Origin of the sequence: Pseudomonas sp. 11/12A (assembly GCF_000800055.1) — a bacterium.
In the GTDB taxonomy this organism is placed as follows: Bacteria; Pseudomonadota; Gammaproteobacteria; order Pseudomonadales; family Pseudomonadaceae; genus Aquipseudomonas; species Aquipseudomonas mohnii.
The window spans coordinates 3,879,874-3,899,029 of sequence record NZ_JUGV01000001.1 but is presented as its reverse complement, the minus strand read 5'-3'; the positions used below and the strand labels follow the sequence as shown (position 1 = coordinate 3,899,029).

The 19,156-nt window shown below is 60.0% G+C and carries 17 protein-coding genes and 3 pseudogenes; 12 read left to right on the top strand and 8 right to left on the bottom strand.

The genetic code is table 11. From position 1 onward, the window contains the following. Positions 1 to 5: 5 nt before the first annotated feature. From GQ39_RS17910 to GQ39_RS31620, 3 genes and pseudogenes are all read right to left on the bottom strand, one after another. Positions 6 to 1,907: an ATP-binding protein gene (locus GQ39_RS17910; RefSeq protein ID WP_047532219.1), complete on the bottom strand. Its 1,902-nt coding sequence runs from the start codon at positions 1,905 to 1,907 to the stop codon at positions 6 to 8. Continuing rightward, on the bottom strand, positions 1,904 to 2,836 hold the full coding sequence (locus GQ39_RS17905) for an ABC transporter substrate-binding protein (RefSeq protein ID WP_047532216.1): 933 nt from the start codon (positions 2,834 to 2,836) through the stop codon (positions 1,904 to 1,906). Before GQ39_RS17905 ends, GQ39_RS17910 begins: the two co-directional genes overlap by 4 nt. A gap of 42 nt (positions 2,837 to 2,878) precedes the next feature. After that, positions 2,879 to 3,102 (bottom strand): annotated as a pseudogene (locus tag GQ39_RS31620) (TonB-dependent receptor); the annotation flags it as partial. Positions 3,103 to 3,345: 243 nt separating this feature from the next. Between GQ39_RS31620 and GQ39_RS17900 the strand changes: the two are divergent. The 10 genes and pseudogenes from GQ39_RS17900 (at position 3,346) to GQ39_RS17855 (ending at position 11,539) form a co-directional block, all read left to right on the top strand. Further along, entirely contained in the window at positions 3,346 to 4,371 is a 1,026-nt protein-coding gene (locus tag GQ39_RS17900) for an NAD(P)H-dependent glycerol-3-phosphate dehydrogenase (protein ID WP_047532214.1), read from the top strand. A 30-nt stretch (positions 4,372 to 4,401) separates the two neighbouring features. Then, positions 4,402 to 4,749, top strand: a complete 348-nt coding sequence (locus GQ39_RS17895) for a DUF4389 domain-containing protein (protein ID WP_047532212.1) — start codon at positions 4,402 to 4,404, stop codon at positions 4,747 to 4,749. After that, on the top strand, positions 4,746 to 5,201 hold the full coding sequence (gene sixA / locus GQ39_RS17890; RefSeq protein ID WP_047532211.1) for a phosphohistidine phosphatase SixA: 456 nt from the start codon (positions 4,746 to 4,748) through the stop codon (positions 5,199 to 5,201). Before GQ39_RS17895 ends, sixA begins: the two co-directional genes overlap by 4 nt. 126 nt (positions 5,202 to 5,327) lie before the next feature. Next, positions 5,328 to 6,995 carry an AMP-binding protein gene (locus tag GQ39_RS17885; RefSeq protein ID WP_047532209.1) on the top strand — a complete coding sequence of 556 codons (1,668 nt, stop codon included), beginning with the start codon at positions 5,328 to 5,330 and terminating at the stop codon, positions 6,993 to 6,995. A 32-nt stretch (positions 6,996 to 7,027) separates the two neighbouring features. Next, positions 7,028 to 7,471 carry a hotdog fold thioesterase gene (locus GQ39_RS17880; protein WP_047532207.1) on the top strand — a complete coding sequence of 148 codons (444 nt, stop codon included), beginning with the start codon at positions 7,028 to 7,030 and terminating at the stop codon, positions 7,469 to 7,471. Between the two features lie 225 nt (positions 7,472 to 7,696). Next, positions 7,697 to 8,503, top strand: coding sequence for an alpha/beta fold hydrolase (locus GQ39_RS17875; protein WP_047532205.1), 807 nt, complete (start codon positions 7,697 to 7,699; stop codon positions 8,501 to 8,503). Next, positions 8,500 to 9,354: an alpha/beta hydrolase gene (locus tag GQ39_RS17870; protein WP_047532202.1), complete on the top strand. Its 855-nt coding sequence runs from the start codon at positions 8,500 to 8,502 to the stop codon at positions 9,352 to 9,354. Before GQ39_RS17875 ends, GQ39_RS17870 begins: the two co-directional genes overlap by 4 nt. A gap of 50 nt (positions 9,355 to 9,404) precedes the next feature. Further along, a pseudogene (locus GQ39_RS17865) lies at positions 9,405 to 9,557 on the top strand (glutathione S-transferase); the annotation flags it as partial. A 53-nt stretch (positions 9,558 to 9,610) separates the two neighbouring features. Continuing rightward, positions 9,611 to 10,417 carry a DUF4892 domain-containing protein gene (locus GQ39_RS17860; protein WP_047532199.1) on the top strand — a complete coding sequence of 269 codons (807 nt, stop codon included), beginning with the start codon at positions 9,611 to 9,613 and terminating at the stop codon, positions 10,415 to 10,417. Positions 10,418 to 10,486: 69 nt separating this feature from the next. After that, the gene (locus tag GQ39_RS17855; protein ID WP_047532198.1) at positions 10,487 to 11,539 is read left to right on the top strand and encodes an AI-2E family transporter; all 1,053 of its coding nucleotides are present in this window, start codon (positions 10,487 to 10,489) and stop codon (positions 11,537 to 11,539) included. A 132-nt stretch (positions 11,540 to 11,671) separates the two neighbouring features. Here the strand turns inward: GQ39_RS17855 and GQ39_RS17850 are convergent, their stop codons facing one another. Further along, a complete protein-coding gene (locus GQ39_RS17850) occupies positions 11,672 to 13,003 on the bottom strand; it encodes a putative porin (RefSeq protein WP_047532196.1) in 1,332 nt (443 codons plus the stop codon). Between the two features lie 283 nt (positions 13,004 to 13,286). Here GQ39_RS17850 and GQ39_RS17845 point away from each other — a divergent pair, with 283 nt between their 5' ends. Next, the gene (locus GQ39_RS17845) at positions 13,287 to 14,411 is read left to right on the top strand and encodes a GNAT family N-acetyltransferase (protein WP_047538998.1); all 1,125 of its coding nucleotides are present in this window, start codon (positions 13,287 to 13,289) and stop codon (positions 14,409 to 14,411) included. Between the two features lie 56 nt (positions 14,412 to 14,467). On the opposite strand, the gene GQ39_RS17840 is transcribed toward GQ39_RS17845, so the two are convergent. The 4 genes and pseudogenes from GQ39_RS17840 to GQ39_RS17825 form a co-directional block, all read right to left on the bottom strand. Continuing rightward, positions 14,468 to 16,300 carry an ABC transporter ATP-binding protein gene (locus tag GQ39_RS17840; RefSeq protein ID WP_047532195.1) on the bottom strand — a complete coding sequence of 611 codons (1,833 nt, stop codon included), beginning with the start codon at positions 16,298 to 16,300 and terminating at the stop codon, positions 14,468 to 14,470. A gap of 93 nt (positions 16,301 to 16,393) precedes the next feature. After that, complete coding sequence (locus tag GQ39_RS17835; RefSeq protein ID WP_047532193.1) at positions 16,394 to 16,951, bottom strand: peptidylprolyl isomerase; 558 nt, start codon at positions 16,949 to 16,951, stop codon at positions 16,394 to 16,396. Positions 16,952 to 16,954: 3 nt separating this feature from the next. Further along, positions 16,955 to 17,760: pseudogene (locus GQ39_RS17830) on the bottom strand (alpha/beta fold hydrolase). Positions 17,761 to 17,774: 14 nt separating this feature from the next. Further along, positions 17,775 to 18,698 (bottom strand): LysR family transcriptional regulator, encoded by a 924-nt coding sequence (locus GQ39_RS17825; RefSeq protein ID WP_047532189.1) that lies wholly within the window; start codon positions 18,696 to 18,698, stop codon positions 17,775 to 17,777. 49 nt (positions 18,699 to 18,747) lie between these two features. Between GQ39_RS17825 and GQ39_RS17820 the strand changes: the two genes are divergently transcribed. Then, positions 18,748 to 19,062, top strand: a complete 315-nt coding sequence (locus tag GQ39_RS17820; protein WP_047532185.1) for a hypothetical protein — start codon at positions 18,748 to 18,750, stop codon at positions 19,060 to 19,062. Positions 19,063 to 19,156 lie beyond the last annotated feature (94 nt).

Sequence of the window (19,156 nt, the reverse complement as noted above, 5' to 3'; positions counted from 1 at the left end):
CTGTACTACTGCACCCAGCGCTGCAGAATTTGCTGAAGATCAACACGTTTGAAGGGCTTGGCCAGGTAATCGTTCATCCCTGCCGATAAACAGGCTTCCCGGTCGCCCTGCAGGGCATTGGCGGTCAGGGCGATGATCGGCAGGTCGGTACAGCCGGGCAGTTGGCGGATCTGTCGGGTGGCTTCGTAGCCGTCGATGATCGGCAGTCGGCAGTCCATCAGGATCGCTTCGAAGATCAGGCTCTCGGCACTGCGAACAGCCTGCGCGCCATCGACGGCGACGCTGACGGTAAAGCCCAGGCTGCGCAACATGGCTTCGATGACGGTCTGATTGACCCGGTTGTCCTCGACCAGCAACACATTGCGTCCTTCACCATCGCCATTGCCACTCGGCGCGCGCGAAGACAGCACGGGCAGCGGCTGTTGATAGAGCGCCAGCGGGATTTCCAGGGTGAACACCGAGCCTCGACCTTCTTCGCTCTGGGCACGCAAGGTGCCGCCCATGCGTTCGGCGAGGGTGCGGGCTATCGGCAAGCCCAGGCCGGTGCCGCCGTAACGCCTTGAAATAGAACTGTCGGCCTGCTGGAACGCATTGAACATCAATTCCAGGCTTTCGGGCGAAATGCCGATCCCGCTATCGCGAACGGTGCAGGTGAACCACAACAATTGGTGATCCAGTGATTGCCACTGGGATTCGATGGTCACCCGGCCCTGCTCGGTGAACTTCAACGCGTTGCCGACCAGGTTGACCAGAATCTGCCGGATGCGCGTCGGGTCGCCCTGAACCTGCAACCCCCGCATGTCTTCGGGGATCTGCAGCTGCAGATCGAGCCCGCGCTGCGCGGCGCTGTGCTGGAACGACTGGGCGCACGCAGCGATCAGGTCCGCGAGGTTGAACGGAATATGTTCCAGCTCCAGTTCCGAGCGTTCTATACGCGAGAAATCCAGAATATCGTTGATGACTTTCAACAGGTGTTCGGTGGATTCCGAGGCCAGTGCCGCGTATTCGACCTGCTCTTCAGTCATGTCAGTGGTTTCCAGCAACTGCAGCATGCCCAGCACGCCATTCATGGGCGTGCGCAGTTCGTGGCTCATCATCGCGAGGAAATCCGACTTGGCATTGTTGGCCTTTTCCGCTTCCTCGCGGGTCTTGATCAGTTGCGCCATTGCCTGTTGCTGTTTGCGGCTGGCCTGTTCGAGGCCGCTGGCGAGGTTGTTGATGTGTTGTGACAGGGCGCCCAGCTCGGTGTCATCGACGATGGGCAGGGGTGTTTTGAAGTCGCCGTTCTGAATCGCCTTGACCGCATCGCCGATGTCGCGGATCGGTTGCGACAGGCTCCCTGCCAGACGCCGGGCGATCAGGAAGGTAAACAACAGTGCGAACAGCGCCAGGATGCCGGCCTTGAGCAGGATTTCCTGCTGGCGCTGACTGAATGCATCACTGGACAGACCGACGATGACCCGGCCCAGATAGTCTTCGGCGGGAGCCGTAGCCGTGCTCTTGCCACTCTGGAAAAAATCATTGTGCAGCGGCACCCGTTGCAGCCGCACCGGTGCCTGGAACACTTCGACCTGATGCGGGCGATTGTGGTTTTCCGACGGTTGTTCGACGTACGCCAGAATCCGGTTGGCGCTGTCCTGGATTTCCAGGAAGCGCACATGGGGCGTGGCCAGCGAGGCCTTGAGCAGGCTTTCGAGCACCTCGTTGTTGCCGGAAATCACTCCGTATTCGGTCGCCGGGGCCAGTTGGTTGGCGATCAACTGGCCGGTGTGGTTGAGCTCCTGGCGCAGGTCCTGGATCCGCACGAACGTGAAGAAGGTGATTAACAGCAGTGTCAGCAGCAGGGCAGGGCCGAGACTGATGAGCTGGGTCCGGGTATTGATGTCCCAGCGACGACGGAAGCTCATGGGTGACGTTCTCCTTCAGCCAACAGTGCTGCGACAGACGCTTCATTGATCTGTTCAATACCTAGCGAGCGAGCCACCTGTGCGTTGCTTGAAACTTTGAAACGCGACGGGTAGTGCGAGCGTGGCCAACTGGCGGGTGGCTGGTCGAGCAGGTTGTCGAGGGTCGCCAGCCAATCGCTCTGATCACTGTAGGTGCTGGCCAGGCTCCCGGCCTTTACGAACCCGGCATTGGGGCCGATCAGCGCCAGTTGCCGGGCATAGCTGCTGAGTAACAGGTTTTTCGCGGTTTTCGGGTTGTACAGGTCTGGATCGTCGAGGCCCAGCAACACATCGCTGTTTTTCAGCAACGCTTGCAGCGGACGGCTGTCGTGGGTGTTGTCCCAGCGCTCGGTGACCACCTCAAGGCCCAGTGGCAGAGCCGCCTGGCGCAATTCTTTAAGCAGGAATTCACTGTGGTTGTCGTACAGCACGCCAACCCGTTTGACCTGAGGCAGGAGGATTCGGGCCAGGCGCAATTGGCGACCCGGCGGGGGATCGCTCCAGAGCAGGCTGAGGCGAGGCGCCAGGGTGTCACCCAGACGTTGCTGTGCTTGCAGTCGGCTGATGCGCAGCACCAGCGTCGGTGGGCCTTGGGTATCTTGCAGGCGCCAGTCGAGGCTCGGCAGGTCGAGCAGAATCAAGCGGAGATCGCCGTGAAGCTCGCCCGGTGGCGGAAGCTCGGCCACTGGTTGAAAGCGTACGTTGTCGCCCGGTCGCAGTTCGCGCAGGGCCTGGGTGAAGGATTGCACGCCGGGGCTGCCTTCAATACCGGTCAGCAGAATGTCTGCGGCCTGGACCATCGGGCTGTTCAGCCAGCCGCTGACCACCAGGCACAACAGGGCCAGCAGGTGGCCGAAGGTGGGCGGCTTGCGGGTCCGGGCAGGCAGCATTTAAAACGCCAGCTCCGCACTGAAGTCCATCGCTCGACGCTCGTCGTCGTAGAACAGCTTCATATCCATGGCCAGGCTCCATTCGGCGAAAAAACCGTTATAGCCCAGTTCGCGGGAGCGCATGTGTTCTTGATCGAGGTTGCCGGCGCCGCGCGTCTGGACGAAATAGCGGGCGCTGGACCGACCATGGGCTGCAGGGGGGGCAGGCGGGTGACCCGGTAGCGCCAGTTGACGTGGTTTTTGAACAGGTCCGGCGAGCTGAAGGCCAGCGCCAATACCCGCGGCGAGCGAGGTGAAGGGGAACCCAGGGGCACAACACTTCCTTGTTAGCGAGTGAAGGCGCGCATGTTAACCGAGCCGTACGACGTTTCTACTTCCGATGTCAGCGTTTTCCACGGCTTTATCGGACTTTTTTGTGCGTGCGCCGCTAATTGACGCGGGGGCTGGCCGCCACTGGGCCGCTCCGTATAATGCCGACATCGCCACTGGTATGGATTAACGGATTGCATATGACTGAACAGCGCCCGATTGCGGTCCTGGGAGGCGGAAGTTTTGGTACCGCCGTGGCTAATCTGCTGGCCGAAAATGGTCATCAGGTCTTGCAGTGGATGCGTGACCCCGAGCAGGCCGAGGCCATCCGGGTCAATCGTGAGAACCCGCGTTACCTCAAAGGCATCAAGATTCTGCCCGGTGTGACACCGGTCACCGATCTGCAAGCCACCCTGGACGCCTGCGACCTGTGTTTCGTCGCGCTGCCGTCCAGCGCGTTGCGCTCGGTGCTGGCCCCGCATGCCGAGCGTTTGCGCGGCAAGTTTCTGGTCAGCCTGACCAAAGGCATCGAAGCCCACACCTTCAAACTGATGAGTGAGATCCTCGAGGAAATCGCTCCGCAAGCACGCATCGGCGTGTTGTCCGGGCCGAACCTGGCCCGCGAAGTCGCCGAGCACGCACTGACCGCCACCGTGGTCGCCAGTGAAGACGAAGAACTCTGTCAGCGGGTTCAGGCGGCGTTGCACGGGCGCACCTTTCGCGTGTATGCCAGCGCCGATCGTTTCGGTGTGGAGCTGGGCGGGGCGTTGAAAAACGTCTACGCGATCATCGCCGGCATGGCGGTGGCGCTGGGCATGGGGGAAAACACCAAGAGCATGCTGATCACCCGGGCCTTGGCGGAAATGACCCGCTTCGCGGTGAATCAGGGTGCCAACCCAATGACGTTCCTGGGCCTGGCGGGCGTCGGCGATTTGATCGTCACCTGTTCATCGCCGAAAAGCCGCAACTATCAGGTCGGTTTCGCCCTCGGCCAGGGTTTGAGCCTGGACGAGGCGGTCAATCGCCTGGGCGAGGTCGCTGAAGGCGTCAACACCCTGAAAGTGCTCAAGGCCAAGGCTCAGGAGGTCGGCGTGTATATGCCGCTGGTCGCCGGGCTGCATGCGATCCTGTTCGAAGGGCGCACGCTGGAGCAGGTGATTGAGCTGCTGATGCGCGCCGAGCCGAAGACGGACGTCGATTTCATTTCCACCAGTGGCTTCAACTAAGCCCTCTATGAAACAGGAACGGAGCGAGACATGAGCGATCAAAAAGTACAAGCCAAATACGAGTCCATCCTGTTGCGGGTGCTGTGGATGGTCGTCTTCGTACTGGTCTGGCAAGTGGCGCAGTTCATCCTTGGCGCGGTGGTGCTGGTGCAGTTGATCTATCGTTTGATTTACGGCGCCCCGAACGCAACCTTGATGAATTTCGGCGACAGTCTGAGCCAGTTTCTGGCGCAGATCGGTCGTTTCGGCAGTTTTCACAGCGATCAGAAACCCTGGCCGTTCGCCGACTGGCCAACACCGCGTACGCCGGAAGGTGAAGCGCCGCACGCCGTGCCGCCAGCCCCGCATCCGGCTCGAGATGAGGAACCCAAGCTATGAAACTCTGGGTATTGCGTCATGGTGAGGCTGAACCTCACGGTTCCAAATCCCATGATTCGGAGCGGGCACTGACCGCTCACGGCCGTGAAGAAGTCCTGCGCAGCGCTGCGTTGTTGATCGGCCAGCCGCTCACCGCTATCTATGCCAGCCCTTATCTGCGAGCGCAGGAAACCGCGCAGCTTGTACGCGACGCACTGGGTTTCGAGCCGGAGATCCGTACCGTCGAGTGGCTGACGCCGGAAACCGATCCGGACAAGGTCGCCGAACAACTGGTGTCGGTCAGCAATGTCCTGCTGGTCAGCCACAACCCGCTGGTGGGTCACTTGCTGAGCTACCTGCAACATGGCGCCGGGTATCCGCCGGAGAAGGTCGGCACTGCCGGACTGGCTGAAATCAGCGGCGATGAGCTGCTGATCGGGTCGATGAAGCTCGCGGGCATCAAGCATCCGTAATGGCGTTGCTTTGCTTTATAGGCGCAGGGCTTCGAAGCAGCATGAAAAATTTTGTATGAAATAGCTAACCAAGCACTTGCTTGGTTAGCTACGCTTGCTCCAGAACAAAAATAAGGAGCGAGTCTCATGTCTGCTGCTTTTCGTTTGCCGCTGGATGTCTTCTACGAACGTGAGGCCCGTCATCCCCGACAGCGCTTTTTGGTTCAACCCATCGGCGGCGGACAGGTCGAGACACTGACATGGGCCGACGTCGGCCATCAAGCCCGCTGCGCCGCCCATTGGTTGCGTGCGCGGGAATTGCCCCAGGGCAGTCACATCGCGCTTATTTCGAAAAACTGCGCCCACTGGATCATTGCCGACCTGGCCATCTGGATGGCCGGCCATGTTTCCGTGCCGCTGTACCCCAACCTCACCGCCGAGTCCGTGGCCCAGGTGCTCAATCATTCGGAAGCGGCACTGGCCTTTATCGGCAAACTTGACGACTGGCCGGGCATGTCCCGTGGGGTCCACGAAGATTTGCCGACGATCAGTCTGCCGTTGCATCCACCGGGCACCTTCGATTTCAGCTGGGCCGATCTGCAGCGCAGTTCGCCGATCCAGGACGACCCCAAACCCGCCGCCGATCAACTTGCGACCATCATTTACACCTCCGGCACCACCGGCATGCCCAAAGGCGTGATGCACAGCTTCGCCAACCTGGGATTTGCCACCACCCGAGGCACCCAATTATTCGGCCTCAATGAGTCGGACCGCTTGTTGTCCTACCTGCCGTTGTGCCATGTCGCTGAACGGATGTTCGTCGAACTGGCATCGATTTACACCGGCCAGACAGTGTTCTTTGCTGAAAGCCTCGACACCTTTCTCGACGACCTGCGTCGCGCACGGCCGACCGCGTTGTTCGGCGTGCCGCGAATCTGGACCAAATTCCAGATGGGCGTCTACAGCAAGATTCCGGCAAAACGCCTGGATTTTCTGCTCGGCCTGCCGATCGTCGGCAAACGAGTCGGGCACAAAGTCCTCGCCGGCCTGGGGCTGGATGCCTTGCGCGTGGCCCTCTCCGGCGCGGCGCCAGTGCCGCAGGCCTTGCTGTCGTGGTACCGCAAGCTCGGGCTGGATGTGCTCGAGGTCTATGGCATGACCGAGAGCTGCGGTTACTCGCACATTGGCCTGCCGGGTCAGAACAAACCGGGCTGGATCGGCAAGCCCTGTCCGGAGGTCGAGGTGCGCATCGACGATTCGGGCGAGGTCCTGGTCCGCAGCGGCGCGACCATGCTCGGCTATTTCAAGGAGCCGCAGAAAACCGCCGACACCATCACCGAGGATGGCTTCCTGCGTACCGGCGACAAGGGCGAGCAAGACGCCGAAGGCAACCTGCGCCTGACCGGGCGCCTGAAGGAAATCTTCAAGACCAGCAAAGGCAAATACGTGGCCCCGGCCCCCATCGAAAATCGTCTGGCGGTGCATTCGCGCATTGAGCAGGTGTGTGTAGTCGGTGATGGCCTGATTGCGCCACTGGGGTTGTGCGTACTGTCGGCGGTCGGGCAGCAGGATGCGGGCGGCGCGGCGCGCGCCGGCCTGCACTCAAGCCTGGAAAAGCTTTTGGATGAGGTCAATGGCGCCCTCGACAAGCACGAACGCTTGCGGCGTCTGGTGGTGGTCAAGGATAGCTGGGCGGTAGAAAACGGCTTCCTCACGCCAACCTTGAAAATCAAGCGCAACGTGATCGAAGCAGCTTATGGCGCCCGTTTCGAGGAATGGAGCGAGCGTAGCGAGACAGTGCTGTGGCAGGATTGAGTCACGAACAAAACCAACAAAGGAAGTCAGCGATGAGTTTGTGGCGCACCACTCCCAACATCGAGCAATTGAATGCCATCCAGAAAAACACCATTGGCGAAGTGCTGGATATCCGCTTCGAAGCCTTTGATGACGAGTCCCTGACGGCGAGCATGGTCATCGATCATCGCACCCATCAGCCTTACGGTCTTTTGCACGGCGGCGCTTCTGTGGTGCTGGCCGAGACGGTCGGCTCCATGGCCAGTTACCTGTGTATCGATGCCAGCAAGTTTTACTGCGTGGGCCTGGAAATCAATGCCAACCATCTGCGTGGCCTGCGCAGCGGGCGGGTGACAGCGGTGGCCAAGGCGATTCACATCGGTCGCACGACCCATGTCTGGGACATTCGGCTGACCAGCGATGAGGGCAAGGCCAGTTGTGTGTCGCGGTTGACCATGGCAGTGGTGCCGCTGGGGCAAAATCCGCCGGCGCGTTGATCCAAGTATTGTGGCGAGGGTGCTTGCTCCCGTTGGGTCGCGAAGCGGCCCCAGTCACCTTGACCCGGGACATCTGCTCATGACGGCTGCTATGCATCCGTACGCGAGCAAGCCACAGGTTCATGGGTTTGACCGGACTGTCATCATTCCTGTCAGTTACGGTCATTGCTGCATGGCGCGGACTTACGGACAATCGAGCTCTGTTTTCGTTGATGGATCGTCGGTATGTCGCAGCAGATATTTTTCGCCCACGCCAACGGGTTTCCCTCGGGAACTTATGGCAAGTTGTTCGCGGCGCTGGCGCCCGAGTATCAGGTGACGCATCTGGAGCAGCACGCCCATGACCCGCGGTTCCCGGCGGATGACAATTGGTACAACCTGGTGGACGAATTGATCCATCATCTGGAGCAGCAGCCCGAACCGGTCTGGGGCGTCGGTCACTCCTTTGGCGGCGTACTGCATCAGCACGCGGCGTTGCGCTGCCCTCATCTCTATCGTGGCGTGGTGATGCTCGACTCGCCGGTGCTGACCCGTACCGATCAATGGGTTATCCGGGCCGCCAAGCGCTTCGGTTTCATCGATCGCCTGACCCCGGCCGGTCGCACCCTGGGACGGCGTGAAGAGTTCGCCGACCTGGAAAGCGCCCGGCGCTATTTCGCCGGCAAGACCCTTTTTCGCGGCTTCGATCCGGACTGCTTCGACGCCTATCTGCAACATGGTTTGCACAAGGTGGGCGACAAGCTGCGCCTGCGCTTCGACCCGGCCACGGAAATCAGTATCTACCGTGGCGTTCCCCACACCAGCCCTGGCCGAACGCGGCAATTGAAAGTGCCGCTGGCGGTGGTTCGCGGGCGCAGCAGTCGGGTTGTGATGCGTCATCACGCCAGCTCGGTCGGGCGCATGCCATTGGGCGAATCCTTGACCGTGCCCGGTGGCCACATGTTTCCGCTGGAACGTCCGCAAGACACCGCGATGCTGCTGAAAAACCTGTTCAGCCGCTGGGACCGGCGCCGCCAACAGGATTGCGCATGAACCATGTCGTCGAAGAAGTACGCCTGACCCTGCCGCACATCGAACTGGCGGCGCACCTGTTCGGCCCCGAGGACGGCTTGCCGGTCATCGCCCTGCACGGTTGGCTGGACAACGCCAACAGCTTCGCGCGCCTGGCGCCCAAGCTCAAAGGTTTGCGCATCATCGCGCTGGACATGGCCGGGCACGGTCATTCCGGGCATCGACCGGCGGGGGCCGGTTATGCAATGTGGGACTACGCCCACGATGTGCTGCAAGTCGCCGAACAGCTTGGACTTAACCGGTTTGCGCTGTTGGGGCATTCCATGGGCGCGATCGCTTCCTTGATCATCGCCGGAGCGCTGCCGGAGCGCGTGACTCATCTGGCGTTGATCGACGGTGTCATTCCCCCTACAGACAAAGGCGAAAATGCCGCCGAGCGCATGGGCATGGCCCTGCAAGCGCAACTGGATCTGCGAGACAAACGCAAACCGGTTTACGCCACCCTCGATCGGGCCATCGAGGCGCGAATGAAGGGATTGGTAGCGGTCAGTCGCGAAGCCGCCGAACTGCTGGCGCAACGAGGGCTCATGCCCGTGCCGGGCGGTTACACCTGGCGCACGGACAACCGCCTCACGCTGCCATCGCCGCTTCGTCTCACTACCGAGCAGGCCATGGCCTTCGTTCAGCGGGTCAGTTGTCCCGCCAAGCTGGTGGTTGCCGCCGATGGCATGCTCGCCAAACATCCTGAGCTGCTGGAACGTCTACCCTTTAGCCGTGAACAGCTGCCAGGCGGCCACCATTTGCACCTGAATGACGCGTCCGGTGCCGATCTTGTCGCAGACTGTTTCAATCGGTTCTTCGCCGTTCCTTGACTTGCACCGGGCAACTGTCGAGGCTGGGCGGGTTGAAATGGGAGACAACCATGATAGATCTCTACACCGCTGCGACCCCGAATGGCCACAAGGTCTCTATCGTGCTCGAGAAACCCGACCTGCCCCGCACAGTGCAAGCGTCGAGTTTCAGCAAGGACAAGAAGGAACATAAGTCTGCACACTTTCTCAAGATCAACCCCGATGACGCCAGTGTCGTCAAGGGCGCCCAGGCCATGCTGATCCGATGAGCCTATCGATGCGTTCCCTCAACCTGCTGGCGCTTTGCTGTTTCAGTCCCCTGTTGTTTGCCGCCGATGTTCCAGGCAGTCAGGACCTGCCGATTCTGCCGCGCATGACCGATGCGCAGATCGTCGACTATCGCCCCGCAGCCGAACTCGAGCGGGTCTATCCGCTGGGTTCGATACGCAAGATCAGCGGTCAGTTGCGTTTTGACGGTCAGGTCAGCGCCCGTGGTAACGCCACGTCGGTGACCTACGAGTTGCCACCGGAACACTCGGCGACACAAGCCTTTACCGACGCCCGCGAAGCCTTGCAGAAGCAGGGCGCCCAGTTGCTGTTCTGGTGCCAGGCCCGTGATTGCGGCGAGAGCAGCCTGTGGGCCAACGAAGTGTTCGGCAACGCCAAACTCTATGGCTCCGATAACGAACAGGCGTATTTGCTGCTGCGACTGGCGGCTCCGAAGGACAATACCCTGGTGGCGCTTTACAGCATCACGCGGGGCAATCGCAAAGCCTATCTGCATGTCGAGCAGTTTGACGCCGCGGGTCCGCTGGGCGATTTGCTGCCGACATCCGCAACCTTGCTGCGCGAACTCAAAAGCACCGGCGAACTTGATTTCCCCAAACTGACAGACGTGCCTGACGAGGCCTGGCTGCGCTTGATCTCTCGTGGCCTGAATCTGGACACGACCCAGCGGATCAGTCTTTCCGGGCCGAAAGCCGAAGCCTGGCGTCAGGCATTGATCGAGCAGGGTGTACGGGCGGCGCGGATGGAAACCGGCAGCGTCGAAGGCTCTGGCCTGCATATTGAGCTGTTGCGTTAAGCTTGATCGGGTGAACGCGTTCTGCGCGTTCGCCTACTCTTTTGCGAACTGACTTTTCTTGAGATTTCGATGATCAATAACGACCGGCTGTTGGTGCAGATCCTGCTCCTGGTGCTGTTTGGCGCAAGTTTCTGGGTAATGGCGCCGTTTTGGTCGGCGTTGTTCTGGGGCGCGGTGCTGGCATTTGCCAGTTGGCCACTGATGCGTTTGCTGACGCGCTGGCTTAACGGTCGCGAGTCCCTGGCGGCAGCCATATTGACCGTTGGCTGGATGTTGCTGGTGGCGGTGCCATTGGTGTGGCTGGGGTTCAATCTGGCGGACCACGTGCGTGATGCCGTGTCATTCTTCAAGGACGTCCAGGTCGATGGCTTGCCTGAAGCCCCCGCCTGGCTCGGCAGTGTGCCCTTGGTGGGCACGCGACTGGTCGGAATCTGGAACAGTATCGATCAACAGGGCGCGGCGATGATGGTGTCGCTCAAACCTTATTTCGGGCAGGTCGGAAACTGGCTGTTGGCGCGTAGCGCGCAGATCGGCAGCGGCATCCTCGAGCTGACCTTGAGCATTGTCTTCGTGTTCTTTTTCTATCGGGACGGGCCACGATTGGCGGCGTTTGTTCATGGCTTGCTGGAGCGGCTGATCGGCAAGCGGGCGGGGTATTACATCGAACTGGTGGCGGGCACGGTGCAACGGGTGGTGAACGGGGTGATCGGGACGGCGGCGGCCCAGGCGGTTCTGGCGCTGATCGGGTTCCTGATTGCCGGCGTACCCGGGGCTCTGGTACTCGGTATCGTGACTTTCCTGCTCAGCCTGATTCCCATGGGCCCGCCGCTGGTGTGGATTCCGGCCACGGCCTGGCTGGCCTGGAAAGGCGAGTACGGGATGGCGGTGTTCCTGGGCATCTGGGGCACATTCATCATCAGCGGCGTGGACAACGTGCTCAAGCCGTACCTGATCAGCCGAGGCGGCAATCTGCCGTTGGTGATTGTATTGCTGGGGGTGTTTGGCGGGTTGATTGCCTTCGGCTTCATCGGCCTGTTCATTGGCCCTACGCTGCTCGCGGTGGCGTACAGCTTGCTGACCGACTGGAGCAAAAGCCACTCGCGGGTCGAGGATCGTCGCTGATTCGAAAGGGATGGCGGGGGAGGAGAACACAGACTCGCGTTGGTCCATCGCACGGATGATGGGGGACAGACAAACCAACGCCAGGCTGTAAAGGCGGCTCGGGCTTCCTTGCCCGAGTCGTATGGCGGGGAATCAGAACTTGGCTTCGGCATCCAGTTGCAGAGTGTTGATGTCCGAATCTTTCTTGTTGATGCTGGCGTTGGTGTAGTCGGAGTTCGCCATGTAGTAAGTAGCGCCGACGTTGAAGTTCTTGTCCAACTCGTAGCTCACTTTCAACTTGCTGCCACGCGAACCGGTGAAACCGTTGGCGAAGTCGGAGTCGGTGAAGGCACCGACCACGGAGTTTTGCTGTACATCGCGGTAGTTGTAGTCGATAGCGAAGCCGTAGACCTTGGTCTTGACGCCGGCCAACCAGCCAGTGTCCTGGCTGTTGCTGGCTTCGGTGTTGTTCACGTATTGACCGTAAATCGACAGCGGCACTGGCAGACCGCTGACATCCAACTGACCAAAGCCTTCGTACAGTTTGAATTCTTCACGCGGGCTGTTGCCGTTGACGGCCAACGCGCACGGCGCAGTGACGGTGCCAGTGCCAGGGCAGGCGCTGCTGTCAGCGTTGTCATAGGCGTAGATACTGCCGCCCAAGGTCATTTTCAGGTTATCGGTCAAAGCGAAGCGACCGCCCAACTGACCGGCGTACAGACGCAGGTCGTGTTTGAACTGCACGCCCTCGCCGTCGACGTTGTCCTTGAGGGTGTAGTGACCGGCGCTACCGAACAACTCGGTGCTGCCGCTCAGCGGGTATTTGTAAGACACCGACAGACCTTCCGGATTGATATCGCTATCCCAGATGATGTCGCCCATGCTTACCCATTGCTGTGGCATCTTGCCGCCCACCAGGTGCAGGTTCTTGATCGCATCCGGGTGGTAGTCGACGTAGCCCTGATCCAGCCAGATCTGCTTCTTGTCGAAGTAGTTGTTCAGGTCCTGGTTGGTGGAACGCGCGTCATCGTTGCTGCCGGTGGCAACGCGAATACCGGTGTCAACTTGCGGGTTGATTTCGCTGTAGGCACCCAGGCGGGCACGAATGCGCTGACGGTTCTGGTCCTTGTTGTTCGATACGCCGTCGTTTTGAACGGTTTCCTGACGGAAGCGCACGTCACCCTTGAACTGGGTCTTGGCAGCCCAGGCCAGTTTCTGATCGAAAGTGCTCAGTTCGTTGGTTTTCTTGGCGGTCACCGCGATTTGTTCGTTGGTTTCCTGTTGAGCCTGGCGGGCGATTTGTTGTTCCTTCTGATCCCTGGCCAGCTCTGCTTGCAGTTCGCTGTACTGCGTGTTGGTAATCGAACCGTTAGCCTTGAGCATGTCGAGCAGTTTGGCGTCGACTGCGGCACTGGCCGGAACACTCATGGCCAGCAGCAAACCACCACACAGGGCCGCCGCAGTTTTCGTGGAAGCAACACGCATATCAATCTCCGAAGATGAGAGTGGATGGCTGAGCCATCCAGGGCACAACCGACCATTGATGGACGGAAAACAGGGCCGGGCTATTCCCCGGCGTTCTAAAAACAGGCGCCAGTATCGCGATGGTTTATGACAGTGAGGTGGCAATGCGGTGGCAAGTCGATGACGATACAAAATCGTCCTGAACTATTGAGATAGAGCGCTGTCGGCGATTTGATCGTGTGCAAAGGATGGCGATCGGCGATACTCGACAGGCTTTTTAAGCCATGAACGAGTGAGGATGGTGATGCCGTTGCAACGCTTACAAAGTCTGTCCGAAATCGCCGCGCAAACGTGGGACGCTCTGGTGCCCGAGACGCAGCCGTTTTTGCGCCATGCATTTTTGAGCGCACTGGAAGACAGTGGCAGCGTTGGCCCTCATTCCGGCTGGCAACCCGAACATTTGCTGCACGTCGAAGGTGATCGATTGATCGCCGCCTTGCCGAGCTACCGTAAATGGCATTCCTATGGTGAGTATGTGTTCGATCACGCCTGGGCCGATGCCTGTGAACGCGCCGGTATCGATTACTACCCCAAGCTGTTGACCGCTGTGCCGTTTAGTCCAGTCAGTGGTCCGCGCTTGCTGGCGGCCAGGGTGGAGGACGGCTTCGAATTGCTCAAAAGCCTGCCGGGTTATCTGGAGATCGAACAGCTTTCCAGCGCTCATATCAATTTCACCGATCCGTTCACCGACGCGGCACTGGCCGAACAGCCAGGCTGGTTGCAACGCATCGGCTGTCAGTACCACTGGCAGAACCGCGGTTATCGGGATTTCCAAGACTTCCTCGAAGCCCTCAGCTCACGTAAACGCAAACAGATGCGCAAGGAGCGCGAGCAAGTGGCGGGGCAGGGCTTTGATTTCGAATGGCTGGAAGGTTCGCAACTGACAGAAGCACAGTGGGATTTTGTCTACGCGTGCTACGCCAATACTTACGCGGTGCGTAGGCAAAGGCCTTATCTGACGCGGGAGTTTTTCAGTCTGCTGGCCGAGCGCATGCCGCAATCAATTCGCGTGGTGTTTGCCAGGCAAGGCTCCCGGCCGGTCGCCATGGCGTTCAGCCTGGTGGGGGGCGACAGTTTCTATGGTCGTTACTGGGGGTGCCTGGCCGAATTCGATCGACTGCATTTCGAGACCTGTTTTTATCAGGGTATGGATTATGCGATTGCCAACGGTTTTCAACGCTTCGACGCGGGTGCCCAGGGCGAGCACAAGTTGATTCGTGGGTTCGAACCGGTGATCACCCACTCCTGGCATTATCTGCGCCATCCGGGGTTGAAAGCAGCAGTCAAAGACTTCCTGCAGCAGGAGAGGCAGGGTGTGCTGGCGTATGCCGAGGAGGCGCGGACGGCTTTGCCTTATCGGCAGGCCTGAAGTAAACGGCAAAACGGTGAAAATAAGCTCCCACCGTTTTCTAGTGCCGCCAAGAGTCAATCGATTCCGACGAACCCACCGGTCTGATGCTGCCACAGCCGCGCATACAAACCGCCCTGGGCCAGCAGTTCAGCATGGCTGCCGGTTTCGGCAATCTTGCCATTCTCCAGTACTACCAACCGGTCCATGCGGGCGATGGTCGAGAGCCGGTGGGCGATGGCGATCACGGTTTTGCCCTGCATCAGGGTTTCCAGGCTTTCCTGGATTGCGGCCTCGACCTCCGAATCCAGGGCTGAAGTGGCCTCGTCCATGATCAGGATCGGCGCGTCCTTGAGCAGCACGCGGGCGATGGCGATACGCTGGCGCTGACCGCCCGAGAGTTTGACCCCGCGTTCACCGACATGGGCATCGAAACCGGTGCGGCCTTCGGCGTCCGAGAGCATGGGAATGAAACCGTCGGCGCGCGCCTTGCGCACCGCCTCCCAGAGCTCGGCGTCGGTCGCGTCGGGTTTGCCGTAAAGCAGATTGTCGCGGATCGAGCGATGCAGCAAGGACGTGTCCTGGGTGATCATGCCGATGCGCTCGCGCAGGCTTTCCTGGCTGACCTCGGCGATGTTCTGCCCATCGATCAGAATCCTTCCGCCTTCCACGTCGTAGAGGCGCAGCAGCAAGTTGACCAAGGTCGACTTTCCCGCACCGGATGGCCCGATCAGGCCGATCTTTTCGCCGGGCTTGATGTTCAGGTTGAGACCGCCAATGATCCCGCTCCGTTTGCCGTAGTGAAAGTCCACGTTCTCGAAACGCACTTCGCCACGGGCCACGGTCAAGGGTTTGGCCTGGTCGCGGTCGGTCACCGAGACGGGTTGCGAAATACTCTGCAAACCGTCCTGAACCATGCCGATGTTTTCGAAGATCCCGGTGACCACCCACATGATCCAGCCGGACATGTTGACGATGCGGATCACCAGGCCGGTGGCTAGGGCAATGGCGCCCACAGAGATCAGCGATTGCGTCCACAGCCACAGCGCCAGGCCGGTGGTGCTGACGATCAGCAAGCCGTTCATGCTGGTGATGACCACGTCCATGCTGGTCACCACGCGGCCGGCCAGTTGGGCTTTTTCAGTCTGTTCCTTGATTGCCTCGCGGGCGTATTGCTGCTCGAAGTTGGTGTGGGCGAACAGCTTCAGGGTGGTGATGTTGGTGTAGCCGTCGACGATGCGCCCCATGAGTTTGGAGCGCGCATCGGAGGACACGACCGAACGTTCCTTGACCCGTGGCACGAAGTAGTAGAGCGCGCTGATGAAGGCGACGATCCAGGTCAGCAGCGGGATCATCAGGCGCCAGTCGGCCTCGGCGAACAGCACCAGGGAACTGATGGCGTAGATCAGCACGTGCCACAACGCATCCACCGCCTGCACGGCTGAATCGCGCAGGGAGTTGCCGGTCTGCATGATCCGTTGGGCGATGCGCCCGGCGAAGTCGTTCTGGAAGAAATTAAGGCTCTGTTTGAGCACATAACTGTGGTTTTGCCAGCGGATCAGGCTGGTCATGCTGGGGCTCAGGGTCTGGTGCACCAGCAAGTCATGCAGGCCGACGAACACGGGGCGCAGGACCAGCGCCACCACGACCATCCAGGTCAGCTCAAGGCTGTGTTCCTTGAAGAAATTGACGTTCGGCGTGCCTTGGGCCAGGTCGATGATGCGGCTCAGGTAGCTGAACAGCGCGACTTCGATCAGCGCGCCAACCAGGCCGACAAACAACAGGGCCGCGAAGCTCGGCCAGACCTGCTTGAGGTAATAGGTATAAAACGGCAGTACCCGATCCGGCGGAGCGGGCGTCGGGGCGTCGCGGAAGACGTCGATCAGTTTTTCAAAACGGCGATAAAGCATGGGGTTTTCACCCGCGAACGGGCTCTCCTTTAAACGGTTTGAGTGTTGCCGGCATGACCGGCAACGGCTCGGACATCCTTGTCCAGCTTAGTCTCAGTCGATGCGCTTGGCCGACTTGATGAACACCGGATCGGCCGGCACGTCTTTCATGCCGCTTTTGGTTGTTGTTTGCGAGTTGACGATGATGTCGACCACGTCCATGCCTTTGACCACTTTGCCGAACACGGCGTAGCCGTCACCGCTGTCGAGGAAATCGTTGTCCTTGACGTTGATGAAAAACTGGCTGGTGGCCGAATCCGGCACCGAGGTGCGGGCCATGGACACGGTGCCACGAACATTATGCAGGCCGTTCTTCGACTCGTTCTTGATCGGCGCCTTGGTTTCTTTCTGCTGCATTTGCGAAGTGAAACCGCCGCCCTGGACCATGAAGCCCGGAATCACGCGGTGGAAAATCGTGTTGTTGTAGAAGCCGCTGTCCACGTAATCAAGGAAGTTCTTGGTACTGATCGGGGCTTTGACCGGGTCCAGTTCGATCTCGATCTGGCCGTTGGTGGTTTCCAGCAGCACATGTGGCGCCTTGGTTGGCGTTGCCGCCATCAGGTTGGCGGCAAACAGAACGGAGCCAGCGACAAGGGCGATTTTTTTCAGCATGGGTCAGTGATCCTGAGGGTGGTGGTATCGACGGCGGCAAGAAACTCGAGCAGCGTCTGGTTGAAGTGTTCGGGCTGGTCCAGCGGGGTGGCGTGACGCGAATCGGCAATCACCACCAGCCGCGCATCGGGCAGCAGTTTTACGTAGTTTTCCTTCAGCGAGACCGGCGTGTAGTCATGGTCGGCGCTGACGATGAGGGTTGGACAGGATACCTTCGACAGTCGTTCCTGAACGCCCCATCCCACAATGGCATCGAAGCTGGCGAGATAAGCATGTTTGTCGTTTTTTGCCCAGCGTTCGGCCATTTTTTGTCGCAGATCCGCCTGCTCGGCCTTGGGGAACAATTTTCCGCCCAAGGCTTTGCCGATGGTGCCAAGACTGAGGACGCGCATCAGGCTCCAGCGCTTGAACCATTGCCAGTAATCGTCGCGGCTGCGCAGTTTGACCTCGGGCGCGCTGTTGACGATGCACAGGCTTTTGAGCAGTTGCGGCTGATCCACGCCCAGTTGAAAGCCGATCATGCCACCCATTGAAAGCCCCACATAGTGAGTCGGGCCTAGATTCAGATGCTCGATCAACGCGATCAGGTCGGCGCTGAACCCGGCGATGCTGTAGCGCTCGCGGGGTTTGTCCGAGCGACCATGGCCGCGCACATCCGGGACGATCACCCGGTAACGGGCAGCCAGCGCGGGGATCTGTTTTTCCCAGTCCAGGGTGCTCGAGCCCAGGCCGTGGACCAGCAGCAATGGCGTACCGTGGCCATATTCCTCATAGTGCAGGTTGCAACCATCGTGTTCGAAATAGGCCATGCGTGCACTCCGTGTCAGGCTTGTTCAGGGGCGGCGAACGGTGCGTCCAGTGGTGCGGTATCGAAGGTGCGCAGCAGTTCGATGAGAATCTGCGTGGCGGGGCCGAGCGGTTTGTCCTTGTTCGAATACAGGTAAAAATTCGGATTACGGCTGCCACCCTGATCCAAAGGTAGCAGCTTGAGCGTGCCTTCCTTGAGTTCCCGTTCGATCGTGTGCCTTGGCAACCAGGCGAAACCCAGGCCACTGCTGACAAACGTAGCGGCGGTGGCCAGGCTACCGACAGTCCAGCGCTGTTCGGCGCCGAGCCAGCCGACGTCCCGGGGCTGTTGCCGGCCGGAGTCGCGAATCACCACTTGCATCTGGCTTTCCAGATCCTGGAAATTCAGTTCGCGATTCAGACGATGCAGCGAGTGTTCGGGGTGAGCGACCGCGACGAATTCGACGTCGCTCAATTCCGCGCCCAGGTAACCGGGAATGCTGAAACCGGTAATGGCCAGGTCGGCCACGCCTTCGAGCAACACCTCTTCCACCCCCGACAACACTTCCTCGCGCAAGCGCACCCGGCAGCCACGGCTTTGCGGCATGAACGCGGTCAAGGCGCGGACCAGCCGGGCGCTCGGATACGCCGCATCGACCACCAGCCGCACCTCGGCTTCCCAGCCTTGCTCCATGTGGTGGGCCAGGTCTTCCAGCTGGCTGGCTTGTTTCACCAGTTGCCGGGAGCGGCGCAGCAGCACGCCACCGGCCTCGGTCAACACCGCTTTGCGGCCATCGATACGCAGCAGTGGCACGCCGAGCTGGTCCTGCATGCGCGCCACGGTATAGCTGACCGACGACTGCGAGCGGTGCAGCGCCTCGGCGGCCTGGGCGAAACCACCGTGATCGACCACGGCCTGCAGCGTTCGCCATTGATCAAGGGTCACGCGGGGCGCTTTCATGATGAGCTCCTCTTGTCCTAAGCTGGCAGCCCTTATTGGAGACTGCTGAATGAAAAAATTCTGTTGTGTGGTGCTGGCGATGCTGCCGCTGACCGCGTTTGCTTATCAGATTGATGTCGAAAAGCAGCTGAACGGCTTGAGCATTGACTACAACGCGTATGACACCGATAGCGATATCGCCACCCTTCAGGTGAACAATTACGGCAGCACCGATGCGATCTGTAAGGTGGTGTTCAACAACGGCCCGGAAGCGCCGCGCACTCGCAATATCGAAGTGGCTGCTGGCAAACACAAAAATGCGACGGCCAAATTCAACCGTTCCATCATCAAAATGCGTATCCAGCTCACCTGCACCCCGAAATGACTTTAGGAGCCAGCTTGCTCGCGACAGTGTCGGGGCAGTCGACAGCCTTTTTCACCCGTCGCTGTCGCGAGCAAGCTGGCGCCTGCAACGCATG

Excerpts from the sequence above, each read along its gene's own strand:
- GQ39_RS17910 (WP_047532219.1), bottom strand. The coding sequence starts at position 1,907 with ATGAGCTTCCGTCGTCGCTGGGACATCAATACCCGGACCCAGCTCATC.
- GQ39_RS17905 (WP_047532216.1), bottom strand. The coding sequence starts at position 2,836 with ATGCTGCCTGCCCGGACCCGCAAGCCGCCCACCTTCGGCCACCTGCTG.
- GQ39_RS17900 (WP_047532214.1), top strand. The coding sequence starts at position 3,346 with ATGACTGAACAGCGCCCGATTGCGGTCCTGGGAGGCGGAAGTTTTGGT.
- GQ39_RS17895 (WP_047532212.1), top strand. The coding sequence starts at position 4,402 with ATGAGCGATCAAAAAGTACAAGCCAAATACGAGTCCATCCTGTTGCGG.
- sixA (WP_047532211.1), top strand. The coding sequence starts at position 4,746 with ATGAAACTCTGGGTATTGCGTCATGGTGAGGCTGAACCTCACGGTTCC.
- GQ39_RS17885 (WP_047532209.1), top strand. The coding sequence starts at position 5,328 with ATGTCTGCTGCTTTTCGTTTGCCGCTGGATGTCTTCTACGAACGTGAG.
- GQ39_RS17880 (WP_047532207.1), top strand. The coding sequence starts at position 7,028 with ATGAGTTTGTGGCGCACCACTCCCAACATCGAGCAATTGAATGCCATC.
- GQ39_RS17875 (WP_047532205.1), top strand. The coding sequence starts at position 7,697 with ATGTCGCAGCAGATATTTTTCGCCCACGCCAACGGGTTTCCCTCGGGA.
- GQ39_RS17870 (WP_047532202.1), top strand. The coding sequence starts at position 8,500 with ATGAACCATGTCGTCGAAGAAGTACGCCTGACCCTGCCGCACATCGAA.
- GQ39_RS17860 (WP_047532199.1), top strand. The coding sequence starts at position 9,611 with ATGCGTTCCCTCAACCTGCTGGCGCTTTGCTGTTTCAGTCCCCTGTTG.
- GQ39_RS17855 (WP_047532198.1), top strand. The coding sequence starts at position 10,487 with ATGATCAATAACGACCGGCTGTTGGTGCAGATCCTGCTCCTGGTGCTG.
- GQ39_RS17850 (WP_047532196.1), bottom strand. The coding sequence starts at position 13,003 with ATGCGTGTTGCTTCCACGAAAACTGCGGCGGCCCTGTGTGGTGGTTTG.
- GQ39_RS17845 (WP_047538998.1), top strand. The coding sequence starts at position 13,287 with ATGCCGTTGCAACGCTTACAAAGTCTGTCCGAAATCGCCGCGCAAACG.
- GQ39_RS17840 (WP_047532195.1), bottom strand. The coding sequence starts at position 16,300 with ATGCTTTATCGCCGTTTTGAAAAACTGATCGACGTCTTCCGCGACGCC.
- GQ39_RS17835 (WP_047532193.1), bottom strand. The coding sequence starts at position 16,951 with ATGCTGAAAAAAATCGCCCTTGTCGCTGGCTCCGTTCTGTTTGCCGCC.
- GQ39_RS17825 (WP_047532189.1), bottom strand. The coding sequence starts at position 18,698 with ATGAAAGCGCCCCGCGTGACCCTTGATCAATGGCGAACGCTGCAGGCC.
- GQ39_RS17820 (WP_047532185.1), top strand. The coding sequence starts at position 18,748 with ATGAAAAAATTCTGTTGTGTGGTGCTGGCGATGCTGCCGCTGACCGCG.